General features: G+C 43.3%; 15 protein-coding genes. All 15 read left to right on the top strand.

The window, feature by feature from the left end; all coding sequences use genetic code 11:
* The first annotated feature begins 13 nt into the window (after positions 1–13).
* The 15 genes from GLW00_RS14250 (at position 14) to GLW00_RS14185 (ending at position 14731) form a co-directional block, all read left to right on the top strand.
* The gene (locus tag GLW00_RS14250; protein ID WP_160915171.1) at positions 14–697 is read left to right on the top strand and encodes a YczE/YyaS/YitT family protein; all 684 of its coding nucleotides are present in this window, start codon (positions 14–16) and stop codon (positions 695–697) included.
* On the top strand, positions 651–1070 hold the full coding sequence (cymR, locus tag GLW00_RS14245; protein WP_089652624.1) for a cysteine metabolism transcriptional regulator CymR: 420 nt from the start codon (positions 651–653) through the stop codon (positions 1068–1070). Before GLW00_RS14250 ends, cymR begins: the two co-directional genes overlap by 47 nt.
* A 17-nt stretch (positions 1071–1087) precedes the next feature.
* Positions 1088–2227 (top strand): cysteine desulfurase family protein, encoded by a 1140-nt coding sequence (locus GLW00_RS14240; protein ID WP_160915169.1) that lies wholly within the window; start codon positions 1088–1090, stop codon positions 2225–2227.
* Between the two features lie 18 nt (positions 2228–2245).
* Positions 2246–3358 (top strand): tRNA 2-thiouridine(34) synthase MnmA, encoded by a 1113-nt coding sequence (gene mnmA / locus GLW00_RS14235; protein ID WP_160915167.1) that lies wholly within the window; start codon positions 2246–2248, stop codon positions 3356–3358.
* A gap of 139 nt (positions 3359–3497) precedes the next feature.
* Complete coding sequence (locus GLW00_RS14230; protein ID WP_160915165.1) at positions 3498–4157, top strand: tetratricopeptide repeat protein; 660 nt, start codon at positions 3498–3500, stop codon at positions 4155–4157.
* A 15-nt stretch (positions 4158–4172) separates the two neighbouring features.
* Positions 4173–6500, top strand: a complete 2328-nt coding sequence (gene recD2 / locus GLW00_RS14225; RefSeq protein WP_160915163.1) for an SF1B family DNA helicase RecD2 — start codon at positions 4173–4175, stop codon at positions 6498–6500.
* Between the two features lie 11 nt (positions 6501–6511).
* The gene (locus GLW00_RS14220; RefSeq protein ID WP_160915161.1) at positions 6512–7324 is read left to right on the top strand and encodes a TIM barrel protein; all 813 of its coding nucleotides are present in this window, start codon (positions 6512–6514) and stop codon (positions 7322–7324) included.
* A 55-nt stretch (positions 7325–7379) separates the two neighbouring features.
* Positions 7380–7556: a YrzR-like zinc ribbon domain gene (locus GLW00_RS20545; protein WP_202412508.1), complete on the top strand. Its 177-nt coding sequence runs from the start codon at positions 7380–7382 to the stop codon at positions 7554–7556.
* Positions 7557–7562: 6 nt separating this feature from the next.
* On the top strand, positions 7563–8630 hold the full coding sequence (locus GLW00_RS14215) for an AI-2E family transporter (RefSeq protein WP_160915160.1): 1068 nt from the start codon (positions 7563–7565) through the stop codon (positions 8628–8630).
* Between the two features lie 345 nt (positions 8631–8975).
* Positions 8976–11612 (top strand): alanine--tRNA ligase, encoded by a 2637-nt coding sequence (gene alaS / locus GLW00_RS14210; protein WP_160915158.1) that lies wholly within the window; start codon positions 8976–8978, stop codon positions 11610–11612.
* 63 nt (positions 11613–11675) lie between these two features.
* Entirely contained in the window at positions 11676–11948 is a 273-nt protein-coding gene (locus GLW00_RS14205) for an IreB family regulatory phosphoprotein (protein WP_160915156.1), read from the top strand.
* Positions 11945–12361, top strand: a complete 417-nt coding sequence (ruvX, locus tag GLW00_RS14200; protein ID WP_146812767.1) for a Holliday junction resolvase RuvX — start codon at positions 11945–11947, stop codon at positions 12359–12361. The genes GLW00_RS14205 and ruvX overlap by 4 nt, the downstream gene beginning before the upstream one ends.
* Before the next feature lie 15 nt (positions 12362–12376).
* Positions 12377–12661: a DUF1292 domain-containing protein gene (locus GLW00_RS14195; protein ID WP_089652614.1), complete on the top strand. Its 285-nt coding sequence runs from the start codon at positions 12377–12379 to the stop codon at positions 12659–12661.
* 195 nt (positions 12662–12856) lie between these two features.
* Positions 12857–13981, top strand: coding sequence for an endolytic transglycosylase MltG (gene mltG, locus GLW00_RS14190; protein ID WP_160915154.1), 1125 nt, complete (start codon positions 12857–12859; stop codon positions 13979–13981).
* Positions 13982–14149: 168 nt separating this feature from the next.
* Positions 14150–14731 carry an O-methyltransferase gene (locus GLW00_RS14185; RefSeq protein ID WP_202412516.1) on the top strand — a complete coding sequence of 194 codons (582 nt, stop codon included), beginning with the start codon at positions 14150–14152 and terminating at the stop codon, positions 14729–14731.
* The last annotated feature ends 28 nt before the right edge of the window (positions 14732–14759 follow it).

The following is a 14759-nucleotide window of genomic DNA, read 5'->3' as shown; positions in this document are numbered from 1 at the left end:
GAGGAAGATGACCATGACTCACGAAAAGGGGAAAAAGCGCGGAAATTTTATTCGCTGGAGCTTTTTCTTTATCGGTTTAGTCATTCTGGGGCTTGGCATTTCAATGACAATGCAGGTGAAAGAGTTTGGAATTGGACCATGGGATGTTTTTCATTATGGTCTGTTTCTTCAACTGGGTCTTACCGTAGGGACCTGGTCGATTATTGCCGGATTGCTGATCGTTCTTATAAGTTCGGTTTTACAAAAAATGTGGCCGCAAGTAGGAACGATATTAAATATGATCCTCATTGGTGTATTTATTGATTTCTTTAATTGGCTTTTGCCAGAACCTGAAACATTGATTATGCAATTATTCATATTTGTATCAGGCACGTTCGTCATTGCACTTGGGATTGGTGTTTACGTTGCCCCCGACATTGGTGCAGGGCCACGTGACAGCCTGATGTTATGGATTACAAAGACTACCGGATGGAAAGTATCGACAGTAAGGAATGGAATTGAGATGATCGTAGCCGTGGCAGGTTTCGCCCTCGGCGGCCCAGTGGGAGCAGGGACGGTATTCATCGCTCTGTTTCTGGGTACATTTGTAGGATACACCTTACCACAGGCGAAAACATGGCTACAGTTTTTATTAATGAAGGGTGACATATATGAAGATATCTACCAAAGGCCGATACGGGCTAACCATCATGATTGAATTGGCAAGGAAATATGGAGATGGTCCTATCTCTTTGAAACAGATTGCAAGAGACAATAACCTGTCTGAACACTATTTGGAGCAGTTGATTGCTCCATTACGAAACGCAAGCCTCGTGAAAAGTGTGCGTGGTGCCTATGGAGGCTATATGCTAACGAAAGCTCCTCATGAGATTACAGCAGGAGATGTGATCCGCGTTTTAGAAGGGCCAATCACTCCTGTTGAAGGTATTGAAAATGAAGAGCCTGCCAAACAAGCCTTATGGAAAAGGGTCAGAGATGCAGTGAAGGATGTCCTGGATACTACGACCCTTGAAGACCTGAAGGATCATGTAGACGACCAGACTCAGGATGCTTACATGTTTTATATTTAATGGTTGGAGGTGACAAGATGAAGTCAATTTATTTGGACCATGCGGCGACTTCACCCGTCCATCCCAAAGTAATCGAAGAAATGATGCCCGTTTATCAAGAGGTATTCGGTAATCCCTCCAGTGTGCATCAGTATGGAAGGAAAGCGCGTCGGATTCTGGATGAAGGGCGCAGAAGAATTGCTCAGGGGCTAGGTGCGAATGAGAAGGAAATTGTTTTTACAAGTGGAGGAACAGAAGCAGACAATTTAGCGATCATGGGTACGGCTAGAGCCAATCGTTCAAAAGGCAAGCATATCATTACCACTTCGATTGAACATCATGCTACATTACATGCAGTTGAATACTTGGAGTCTCAAGACTTTGAAGTCACTTATCTGCCTGTCGATGAGCATGGAATTGTCAAAGTGACTGATGTGAAAAATGCTCTTCGTGAAGATACGATTCTTGTTTCCGTTATGATGGTGAATAACGAAACGGGAGCGATCCAGCCCATTGAAGAAATAGCCGCTGAGTTAAAGGACCATCAGGCATATTTTCATTCTGATATCGTTCAGGCATACGGTCTGATGGATTTGGATGTTTCACAACTTGGGGTCGATTTGATGGCGGTTTCCGGTCATAAGATCAATGGACCGAAAGGAATCGGCTTTTTGTATATCCGTGAAGGCACGTTAATTGAATCTCTTCAATATGGCGGAGAACAGGAACGAAAAAGACGAGCGGGTACAGAAAACATTCCGGCCGTTCAAGGGCTGAAGACAGCGGTTGAGATTATAGAATCCGAGCGTTCGACTTATAAAGAGAAATACCTTCATTATAAGCAGCTCTTCCTCCAGACCCTTAAGGAGGAACACGTTCCTTTTGAAGTGAACGGATCCCAGGAAGAATCGATCGAATCAATCGTGAACATCAGTTTTCCCGGGATGAATGTGGAAACTCTGCTCACGAACTTTGATTTATCGGGCATTGCTGCTTCAAGCGGAAGTGCCTGTACGGCAGGTTCTGTAGAACCTTCACATGTTCTTTCCGCAATGTTTGGTTCCGACCATCCGAAGACCACCAATTCAATCCGTTTCAGTTTTGGACTTGCAAATAATGAAGAGAATATAACAGAATCAGCAAGGAGAGTCAGCCAAATTATCAAAAGGCTGTCTTGATAAAGGAAGGTGTAAGAAATGAAAGATCCTAAAGATACAAGGGTAGTCGTTGGGATGAGTGGCGGGGTGGATTCATCTGTCGCGGCTCTTCTATTAAAAGAACAAGGCTATGATGTCGTCGGTATTTTTATGAAGAACTGGGATGATACCGATGAAAATGGTGTCTGTACAGCTACGGAAGATTATGAAGATGTCATCCGTGTGTGTAATCAGTTGGATATTCCGTATTTCGCAGTGAATTTCGAGAAACAATATTGGGATAAAGTGTTCACCTATTTCCTCGATGAGTATAAAAAAGGGCGGACACCGAATCCGGATGTGATGTGCAACAAAGAAATCAAGTTCAAAGCATTCATGGACCATGCGATGTCCCTCGGGGCAGACTATTTGGCAACAGGCCACTATGCACAAGTCCGTGAAAATGAGGGCACCTATGAAATGCTCCGTGGAGTGGATCACAATAAAGATCAAACATACTTCCTGAACCAACTATCACAGGAAGTGCTTTCTAAAGTGATGTTCCCATTAGGTCATCTTGAGAAAAAAGAAGTGCGTGCCATTGCGGCAGAGCATGGTCTGGCTACAGCGAAAAAGAAAGATTCTACAGGAATCTGCTTTATTGGGGAGCGTAACTTCAAAGAGTTCCTAAGTGAATATTTACCTGCACAACCAGGCAATATGGAAACGTTGGATGGTGAAGTGAAAGGGAAGCATGACGGATTGATGTATTACACATTAGGTCAGCGTCAGGGACTTGGCATAGGAGGCGCTGGAGACCCGTGGTTCGTCGTAGGTAAGAATGTAACGGATAATATTCTCTACGTTGGACAAGGATTCCATCATGATGCACTCTACTCTGACGGTCTAATTGCTTCTGAAGCGACCTGGACAAAAGGGATCGTTCCCATCGAATCTTTCACGTGTACGGCCAAATTCCGTTATCGCCAGGAAGATAGCGGAGTGACCGTGTACCCGATGGAAGATGGAAAGTGGAAAGTCATGTTTGATGAACCAGAACGTGCCATCACGCCAGGACAGGCAGTCGTCTTTTATGATGGAGAGGTTTGCCTTGGCGGAGCGACCATTGATGTCGTGCTCAAAGAAGATGAAGCGATCACTTATGTAGGATAAAATAAAAAAAGTCATGTCCGTATCTTTTGGACATGACTTTTTTATGAGTAATACTCTTACGTTACAAATGACCGTGAGAGAGGACGACTCTTTCTAATAGAAGTGTTAAAAGAGAATAGTGAAAGGAGAGTTTTGAAGAATGGATAAACTAAAACAAGGAATCGAACAAATGCAGAACCATAATTATGAGGAGGCGGCCAAGCTATTTACGGAGGCCATTGATGAGAATCCAAAAGAGCCTGTCGGTTATATCAATTTCGGTAATCTTCTGACACATATGAACGATCATGAAAGAGCCGAGCGTTTCTTTCATCGTGCCATTGAATTGGATGATACGGCAGCAACTGCCTATTATGGTTTAGGGAATGTATACTATGAACAGGAAAAGTACACAAAAGCCCAGGAGCAGTTCATTCAGGCGATCCAGCAAGGGTTGGATGAAGCAGATGTGCACTTTATGTTAGGAATGACGTTCATTCATCAAGAATACGTGAAGCTTGCTCTCCCTTATCTGTTAAGAGCATCAGAACTCGCTCCGAAAGACGTTGATGTCCAATTTCAATATGGCTTATGTCTGGCTCAAAATGGACAGATTGATCAGGCTGAACAAGTCATGAACCATGTGCTACAATTAGAAGAACAACACAGTGATGCGCATTATAACCTTGGTGTTGTAGCTCTTCATCAGGAGAACGCCGGGAAAGCTCTGGAGCATTTTTCTAAGGCATTGGAAATCAATCCAGAGCATATGCTGGCAGCTCATGCCAAGGGGCAAGTGGAACAAGCGTTAAACGAGTAGAGGAGTTCGATGATCATGACTCAACAATCGCTCTTTCAAGAATCAAATGAGGAACGTCCGTATGTCAAAGGGGAGTTGAGTCGGATGATTTTTCACAATGAATCCGAGCACTTCTCGATCGCTTCCATTCATGTGAAAGAAACGAATGAAGCCTTCGATGAGAAGTCCCTTGTGATTAAAGGTCATTTTTCCCCTTTGGAAGAAGGCGAAACTTATCTATTTTATGGAGAATTCAAAAACCATAAAAAATTTGGGCTGCAATATGAAGTAGACATGTACAACCGTGTCCTGCCGGAAACGAAAGATGGAATCGTCCTCTACTTATCCAGTGACCTTTTCCATGGCATCGGAAAAAAAACGGCCGAACGGATCGTGGATGAGTTAGGAGAGCAGGCGATATCCAGAATATTGGAAAACCGTGAGGTGCTGGATGCTGTCCCGAAGCTGCCTAAAGAAAAAGCGGATCAGCTATATGAGGCTTTGAAAGAGCATCAAGGGTTCGAGCACGTCATGATTCATTTGTCACAATATGGATTTGGTCTTAAGCTTGCCCAAAAAATCTATGAAGCCTTTAAGGATCAGACGATGGCAATTATTGAAGAGGACCCTTACCAGCTCGTCTTCCATGTGGATGGCTTCGGTTTTCATCGAGCAGACGAAATGGCAAAGATGCAGAATCTTTCGCACGACCATCCTACAAGGATTCGGGCGGCGTGCTTGTATATGATGCAAAAGAGTATGAGTTCTGGACATGTCTATCTACCGACAGAAGAGTGTCTCGTCCAGGTTGAACAATTGTTGAATCAAGGGTCTGAGCCTGCCATTACTTTCGAGCAGCTGTCTGAGCAAATGATTCACCTTGGTGAAGAACGATTTGTGTATATCGAAGATGAACGCGTCTACCTTCCGACGCTATACTTTGCGGAAAATGGTTTTTGCAGCCATCTGGAACGTATTCAGGAAAAAGAGGTGGAGGCAGCCCATACGCAGGCGGATTTGATGAAAATCATCGGGGACTTGGAAGAAGAGGAAGCGATGAGTTATGGGGAAGATCAGTTCAACGCCATTGAAAAAGCTCTTCATTCCAAATTAATGATTTTAACTGGTGGCCCGGGGACGGGGAAAACTACAGTGATCAAAGGAATCATCCATACGTATGCAGAATTGAATGACCATTCTATCGATCCAGGTGATTATGATAGTGACAAGCCCTTTCCATTCGTCCTTGCAGCACCCACAGGAAGAGCAGCAAAAAGGATGACAGAATCCACGGGACTGCCTGCAAGCACCATTCACCGTTTATTAGGGTGGGATGGGCATGACTCCTTTGAACGCAATCAGAATAATCCGCTGGAGGGGAGTGTGTTGATCATTGACGAGTTTTCGATGGTCGATATTTGGCTTGCCAATCAGTTGTTCCGTGCCATTCCTGATGGTATGCAAGTTTTACTGGTGGGAGACGAAGACCAACTCCCTTCAGTAGGGCCTGGTCAGGTGCTTGCTGACCTCCTGGCTTCTAACACGCTTCCTTCCGTGAAGTTGACAGAAGTTTACCGTCAAAAGGAAGGTTCGAAAATCATCCAGCTCGCTCATGAAATAAAAAACGATGCATGCACTTCTGCCTCCCTAGAAAAAGACCATGATTTCAACTTTATCCCAGCAAGAGAACATCAACTAAGTGATCTCGTGACAAACATTGTTCAAAAAGCGTTGGACAAGGGGAATGACTTGAAGGATATTCAAGTGCTTGCTCCCATGTATCGAACAGATGTAGGGATCCACAAGTTGAATGAAAGCATCCAGCAGACGATTAATCCGAAACATAAACAAAAACGTGATTTGAAACATTTTGAGGTTACTTATCGAAAAGGGGATAAGGTCATCCAGTTAGTGAATCAGCCTGAAGATGGGGTTTACAATGGAGATATAGGAGAAATCGTAGCCATTTTTCGAGCGGAAGAAAACGTCGATGGTGTCGAGCAGGTAGTGATCGATTTTGAAGGAAAAGAAGTCGTCTATCCAAAAAAGGACTTGAACAGTATCATGCACGCGTATTGTACATCCATCCATAAATCTCAGGGCAGTGAGTTTTCTATTGTTATTCTGCCAATCGTACGAAGCTATCGCCGGATGCTGAGAAAGAATCTGATTTATACGGCTATCACAAGATCTAAACAGTCTCTTATTATTTGCGGTGATCGGGAAGCTTTCCTTGATGGTGTGCGCACGACCGATACGAATACGAGATACACACAGTTGAAAGAGAAACTGCAGGAAGAATCAGCTCCTGAAGTGAACACAGAAGAAGAGGAAGAACAGTTGTCACCATACGATTTTATGTAGGAGGGAACGTTTTGGCTCATTCTATCGGGATGTCTGGAAGTACCATCTTGTCTAATCGTGACCGTCTTCCAGAGCTGTTTGGTAAAGGTTTGCCTCATGTGGAAATAGGAGAGTTTGGGGACAGGGATTCCTATCTCTCCTTTTTACATCTAGCTAGAGAGAACCAGGTTAGTTTTGGTATTCATGTTCCTCACTTCAGAGAAAACAGCAAGTATGATCTTCTGGAGGAAGTAAAAATGGAACCATCTGTCGCCAGGAAGTTGTTTGTAGAAGAAGTCAGGGAAGCAGCGCAATCAGGGGCTTCCTATGTTCTTGTCCATTTTCCCTATTTCAAAGGTGAGACGGAGGCTGTGGTTGAAAAGATAGAGGAAGGACTGCAGTTTTTAAAGCACTTGCAGGATACATATGGGGTTCCGATCGTTTGTGAACCAAAACTCGGTCAAAATCAATCACCTGCAGGTATTCAGTACTTGTACGACTTCCCTATGAATCTCTGGGGGAAATATGGTCTGAGTATCTGTATTGATATGGGGGATTATAGGATTGCAGTTGAAAACAATTGGAGAGAGTATGTAGAACCGCTTCTTCCATTTACGAAAGTCGTACATATGCATAATGTCCGTTTTACGGAGAAGGGATATATTTGGACTCCGATTCATCCGGACTTTGAAAAGCAGGACACTGCTTTTGACATGGCTCCATTTTTAGAACTGCTGGCAAAGGGCAGGGACAAATATTTTATCCTCGAGCACACGCCACATACCAGCCCTTCTGAAGAACAAGTGGATGAAGGGATTGTGTGGGTGATGGAACAACTCAAGTAATGTATGAATCTCATTTTCGTGGACATACTATTTGGTAAAAAAAGGAGTATGTCCGATGAGATGTCCGAACTGCAATAATAAGAACCTAGGAAAAATTGGTAACGAACAATACTACTGTTGGAATTGCTGCCTGGAGTTAACGATTGAAGATGGGAAAATAAATATCAACCAAATTGAGGAAGATGGCAGTCTAAGCTCTTTGAATGATATTTTTTATCAGCAAGGATCTTGATGATTCATGAGTGATCGCTCCTCGAAATGGTTACGGAGATTCACCATCTTTTTTATCATCTTACTTTCTCTCTTACTGTTAGCCTGGTTGTTCCCTTATTATGACGGTGTACTAATTGTCATGGGGAAAGTGCTGCTGCCGTTTTTGCTTGCTCTCGTTTTATCCCTTTTGCTGCATCCACTCGTGCACATGATCGAGGACCTTGGCCTGTCCCGCACAGTCAGCATACTTGTCATTTTTGTGCTGTTCTTTTCCTTGACGGCCTTTGGTTTATATAAGGGTATTCCACGTTTGCTGGATCAATTAAAGCTTTTAAATGAACACTTGCCTTCCTTGGTTGAATCCTATCAGAATTGGACCAAGCAGCTTTATGCGCAAACAGAAAAATTGCCGGATGGTCTGCATCATGAAGTGGATGCACGCTTTGCAAGCTTTGAAGAATGGGTAAGCGGAAGAGTCTTGGCGCTGCTCGCTGGTCTTAGCGGAATCTTTAATATGATTGTTCTGCTAGCTGTTGTGCCTGTGATGACGTTTTATTTTCTCAAAGACTATAAGAGCATCGGGAAAGCTCTGGTTTTACTACTCCCTTCCAAATGGCATGAGGAATCCAAGCGGTTGGTCAGAGAATTGAATGATTCTCTTGGAGGCTATATCCGGGGGCAGCTATTGATTAGTTTATTCGTTGGTGTACTAGCTACCGCGGGGTTTTGGTTCATTGATTTACCTTACCCTTTAGTCTTAGGATTAATTGCCGGACTTACGAATATCATCCCCAATTTTGGACCTCTTCTTGGAGCGGGTCCTGCGGTCATTGTTGCTCTTACTGTCAGTGTGAATACTCTCCTTTTTACATTAGCTGTCATCCTGGTCATTCAACTGGTCGAAGGAAACCTCCTCTCTCCATACATCATGGGGAAGAGTATCCATATCCACCCCTTGTTCATCATCCTGGCCTTACTGGTTGGCGGAGAAGTGGCAGGGATCCCTGGACTGATTTTAGCCGTTCCTGTGTTGACCTGTTTAAAAGTAGTAGCCTCTGAAATCCGTACAGGAAGGTTAAACATTGACAGATGAAGATCAGTTATCTATAATTACGCTTAGCAAAGACTATAAGGACGAAAGAACACGATGAAGGAAAAAAGTAGGCGATTTTCTCATGTTCAGAGAGGTGCGTTCCAGGCTGAAAAACGCATTGCATGAAGGTTGTTGAAAGCTATTCCAGAGTGCGGTTAATTCCCGCCGGAGTCATGCCACGTTACAGGCATTCAAGCTGATAGACTTGATTGTCTATAACCAGGGTGGTACCGCGGAAACGAAACCCCGTCCCTGCCGAATTAAAGGCAGGGACGGGGTTTTTTTGTTCCTCTTCGTCTGGAACGGTCTCTATACTATTGAAGAAATTGAGGAGGTTATTAACAAATGAAATCATTAACATCAGCGGAAGTCCGTCAAATGTTTCTTGACTTCTTTAAAGAAAAAGGACATAGCGTAGAACCAAGTGCGTCACTTGTCCCTCATGAAGATCCTACACTTCTATGGATCAATAGTGGAGTGGCCACATTAAAAAAATATTTTGATGGCCGCGTCATTCCTGAAAACCCTCGAATTGTAAACGCTCAGAAATCCATCCGTACGAATGATATCGAAAACGTAGGATTCACGGCGAGACACCACACTTTCTTTGAGATGCTCGGTAATTTTTCAATTGGAGATTATTTCAAGGAAGAAGCAATGGAATGGGCCTGGGAATTCCTTACGAGTGACCAGTGGATTGGGTTCGACCCGGAAAGGCTGTCTGTTACCGTCCACCCGGAAGATGATGAGGCTTACCAAATCTGGAAAGATAAAATCGGTCTGGATGAAGAGCGCATTATCCGTATTGAGGAAAATTTCTGGGATATCGGAGAAGGGCCAAGTGGGCCGAATACAGAGATCTTTTATGACCGTGGAGAGAAATACGGGAATGATACAAGTGATCCGGAATTATACCCTGGCGGAGAAAATGAGCGCTATTTAGAAATCTGGAATCTTGTCTTCTCTCAATTCAATCACAACCCTGATGATACTTATACACCACTTCCTAAGAAAAACATTGATACAGGGATGGGACTTGAGCGTATCGTTTGTGTTATTCAAGAAACAGAAACGAACTTTGAGACAGATTTATTCCTTCCAATTATCAAAGCAACGGAAAAAATGGCGAATAAAAATTATGAGGACAGTTTTGATACAGATGCTTCCTTCAAAGTAATTGCAGACCATATGAGAACCGTTACTTTCGCAGTCAGTGATGGAGCCCTGCCTTCGAATGAAGGACGTGGTTACGTTCTGCGCCGCCTGCTTCGTAGAGCGGTACGCTTTGCCAAGCAGATCGGAATTGACAAACCGTTCATGTATAAACTGGTTCCTGAAGTCTCTAAAATCATGGTTGACTTTTATCCGGAAGTGAAAGAAAAAGAAGCATTCATTCAAAACGTCATTCAGACAGAAGAAACACGTTTCCACGAAACATTGAATGATGGGTTGCAGATTCTTTCCAGCATCATCAAACAGGAAACAGAGAAGGGAAGTAACGTGTTCCCCGGAACGGAAGTCTTCCGTTTATATGATACGTATGGCTTCCCTAAAGAGTTGACGGAAGAGTATGTAGCGGAAGCTGGCTTCACTATTGATGAAGAAGGTTTCCAAAATGAGATGCAAAAGCAGCGGGAGCGCGCGCGCAGCGCCCGTCAGAAGACGGACTCTATGCAAGTTCAGGATGGTGTGCTGGGTGACGTTCATGTCGACAGTGAATTCGTAGGTTATGATACCCTTCAAGTTGAAACGGAAATTGTGGAACTGATTAAAGGGAAAGAGTTCAATGGATATGCCGAAGAGGGCGACACGGTTTATCTATTCCTATCGCAGACACCTTTCTATGCGGAGAGTGGTGGTCAAATCGCTGACCGTGGTTTCCTGAAAACGGAATCTGCTGTCGTTGAAGTCACCAATGTCCAAAAAGCGCCCAATGGTCAGCATATGCATGAAGCGGTGATTAAACAAGGTTCTATAGAAAAAGGAGCCGCAGTGAAGGCAGAAGTCGATCAAAGTGGACGTTCCTTTATTGTTAAAAACCATACAGCGACTCACCTTCTGCATCAAGCTTTAAAAGATGTGCTTGGCGAACATGTGAATCAAGCCGGTTCTCTCGTAGCTCCAGATCGCCTGCGCTTTGACTTTTCTCACTTTGGTTCTGTAACGAACGAAGAGATGGAGAAAATTGAGGCCATCGTTAATGAAAAAGTATGGCAGTCCATGCCAGTTTCCATTGAGATTAATTCTATTGAAGAAGCCAAAGCCAAGGGAGCGATGGCCTTATTCGGTGAGAAATATGGCGACACAGTCAGAGTTGTGCAGGTTGGCGATTACAGCCTTGAGCTGTGCGGGGGCTGTCATGTTATGAACACCGCCGAGATCGGCTTATTCAAGATTATTTCAGAGTCCGGAATTGGTGCTGGCACCAGAAGGATCGAGGCTGTCACAGCTAAGGATGCGTATATGTATATGAATGGCAAAGAGGCATTGCTGAAAAAAGCCGGTGAGCAGCTGAAGACTAAGCCCGATCAGGTTCCAGAACGAATAGAAGTCCTTCATAAAGAAATGAAAGACCTTCAAAAAGAAAATGAATCGCTAAGTGCGAAACTTTCGAACATGGAAGCCTCCAACATCCTGGATGAAGTGGAGGAAGTTAACGGTGTGAAGGTTCTTGCTAAGCAAGTGGATGTAAAAGATATGAATGCTCTCAGAACCATGGTTGATGATCTGAAACAGAAACTTGACTCCGGAATGATCCTTCTAGCGGCTCCGAATGGAGATAAAGTTCAATTGATTGCAGGAGTATCGAAGGATTTAGTAGAAAAAGGATACCATGCAGGTCAATTGATTAAAGAAGCAGCTACACGATGTGGAGGCGGCGGTGGAGGTCGTCCTGACATGGCCCAAGCGGGAGGTAAAGACGCTTCTAAAATTCCAGAGGCACTTGAATATGCCAAGGAATACGCAAGTCAAAACGCCTAGTTTTTCCTATCGAAGAATTAGGTATATAATAGAGTAAATACTACAAAGTGCGAGGTGACTGTAATGAGTTCAATGGATAAAACGATGAGGTTCAACTTCTCTGAAGAACCGTTTGATCAAGATGTCCGATCCGTACTTCTATCTGTTTACGGAGCATTACAAGAGAAAGGGTACAATCCGATCAACCAGATTGTCGGATATTTGCTTTCAGGCGACCCTGCATACATTCCTCGTCATCAGGATGCCAGAAACTTAATCCGCAAGATTGAGCGGGATGAGTTGATTGAAGAGCTGGTTAAATCTTACATCAAAGAGAATAAAGAGGGCATTGAATGAAAAAAATAGGATTGGATGTGGGCGAAAAAACGATTGGCATCGCCATTTCGGATGCTTTGGGCTGGACGGCCCAAGGCCTCACCACACTCCGTTGGGACGAGCAGGACTACAATACGGCTAAAGAGCCGCTAAGAGAAGTCATACGTGACCATGACGTGACGGAAGCAGTCGTAGGGTTTCCAAAGAATATGAATGGTACGGTCGGCCCAAGAGGAGAAGCGAGCCAGACTTTCGCCTCATGGCTGGAAGAAGAATTTCATCTCCAAACACACCTTTGGGATGAACGCTTAACAACAATGGCAGCTGAACGCGTGCTGCTGGATGCAGATGTCAGCAGGAAAAAACGGAAAAAAGTCATTGATAAAATGGCCGCTGTCATGATCTTGCAAAGTTACTTGGATTCGAAACAATAAGGAGGACGTTTTAATATGGCACTAGAAAAAGAAGAACGTATCATCATTCCTGATGAAAATGGGGAAGAGCATTTATTTGAAGTGTTGTTCACCTTTGATGTAGAACAAACCGGACATTCTTACATTGCAGTGGTCCCTGCTGAACAAAAGGATGGCGAAGAAGTAGAAGTCTTCGCATTCCGTTACGAAGAAAAAGGGAACGAAGAGGATGACCTTGCTCTCTTCCAAATCGAATCCGATGATGAATGGGAAATGGTTGAAGAAATGTTGAACACGTTGACAGATGAAGATTTGACGTAATGCCAAAAGCCTGCAGCGATCAGCTGCAGGCTTTTATTATACCTTAAGATGGAACACTACATTTCTTCGACTTGACTCACGAACGCTTGTAGCAAAACCTCGGAATACGCTAGTCCTTGTAGAAAATTAAGGGAATATGTAGAAAGATTCTTTCACTTTATAGTATAATGAACCGGATGAAAGGGGGAAGTCCGTTTGTCTAATTCTGACTTTAAAAATCAATATAAAAAAAGATTGAAAAATAGAATAGAGGAAGCAAGTAAAGTGAGGAAAATCGTGTCAATCATTCTCACGGTCCTGATTCTTGCTCTTTTGATCGGCGGAGTTTCTGGCTATTTATACGTGAAGTCTGCTTTAGAGCCTGTAGAGCCAGGGAATGATAAACAAATCAATGTCGATATCCCTTTAGGATCTTCAACATCTTCGATAGCAAGTATCCTTGAAAAGAATGATATCATCAAAAACGACTTGATTTTCCGTTTTTATACAAAATTTAAGAATGAATCTGGTTTCCAAGCGGGAAATTATCAGTTCACATCTTCCATGACACTGAATGAAATTATTGAGACCTTAAAATCAGGTAAGCTGGTGAAAGAACCTGTGTACAAAGTGACTGTCCCTGAAGGGCGTAACCTGGAGCAGATCGCTGAAGTTTACGCAGAAGACTTACCATTTACTAAGGAAGAGTTCATGGAAAAAGTGAATAATGAATCTTATGTGAAAGAAAAGATGTCTGAATATCCTCAGCTATTGACAGAGGATATATTGAATGAAGAAATCCGACACCCATTAGAAGGGTATTTGTTTGCTGCGACCTATGACGTCTATGTCGAAGATCCAACCATCGATCAGGTTGTGAAGAAAATGCTGGATAAGACACAGGCTGTGGTCCTTCCTTACGTCAATCAGATGGGGAACCTTGAAGGGCTTGAGAATGTGCATGACCTCGTCACGATGGCATCTCTTCTCGAAAACGAAGCACGTACAGAAAAAAGCCGTAAAATGATTTCCGGCGTGTTTCAAAATCGTCTAGGTAAAGATATGAAGCTTCAAACAGACCCCACCGTGCTTTATGCCCATGGCGAACATAAAGACCGTGTCCTGTATGAAGACCTTGAAATCGAATCTCCATATAATACCTATTATATAACCGGACTGCCAGTCGGGCCGATTTCAAACTTCAATGAGAACTCTCTTCAGGCAGCTGCGAAACCAGAAGAGCATGAGTTTTTCTATTTCCTTGCTGATAGCAGTGGAGAGATCCATTACGCGAGTTCACTGGAAGAACATAACCAACTGAAAGATAAGTATATTAATTAACATGTTTTTAGAAGGAATGCAAAAAGATACTCGCATTCCTTCTTTTTTTTATGTTAAAATAGTGGGGTTGTAAACCGGATGTAAAAATGAATGGAAGGGTGAAACTCGGTGAATCAAGAAGAATATTTGCAGTCATTGCTTTCAGAGCCTTCCAAAGATGTAAAGAAAATGGAATCCGAAGCAGAAAAACAGCGCGTACCAATCATGGAACCGTTAGGAATCGATTTTCTCATGCAGCTTCTCAGGATCCACCAACCAAAAAAAATCCTGGAGATTGGCACAGCTATTGGTTATTCAGCGCTTCGAATGCTGGAAGCTTGCCCAGGTAGTCATATAATAACGGTCGAACGTGATGAACAGCGATATAAAGAAGCCTTGAAGAATATTAAGGCTATGAACGCAGAGGAACAGATCCATGTCATACACGGCGATGCGCTAGAGGTAGCATCTACCATTGAAAAAGATGGTCAGTTTGATTTATTATTTATCGATGCAGCGAAGGGGAAGTATGAAGAATTTTTCCATCTGTATTCCCCGATGGTATCCGATCAAGGCGTCATTCTTTCTGATAATGTACTATTTAAAGGGTTAGTGGCTGACGATTCAGAAGCAAGCCCAAGAATGGCGAAGATCGCTGGTAAGATCCGGAGATTTAATGAATGGCTTGTCCAGCATCCTGATTATAATACAACCATTGTGCCCATCGGAGACGGGGTTGCAATTACGAAAAAGAAACATAAGCACAAATAATTAGATAAGAATGAAATGGATGAAAGGA

Source organism: Halobacillus litoralis, assembly GCF_009856445.1.
In the GTDB taxonomy this organism is placed as follows: domain Bacteria; phylum Bacillota; class Bacilli; order Bacillales; family Halobacillaceae; genus Halobacillus; species Halobacillus litoralis.
The sequence above is the reverse complement of the archived record's forward strand: the minus strand, read 5'-3'. Positions and strand labels throughout refer to the sequence as shown.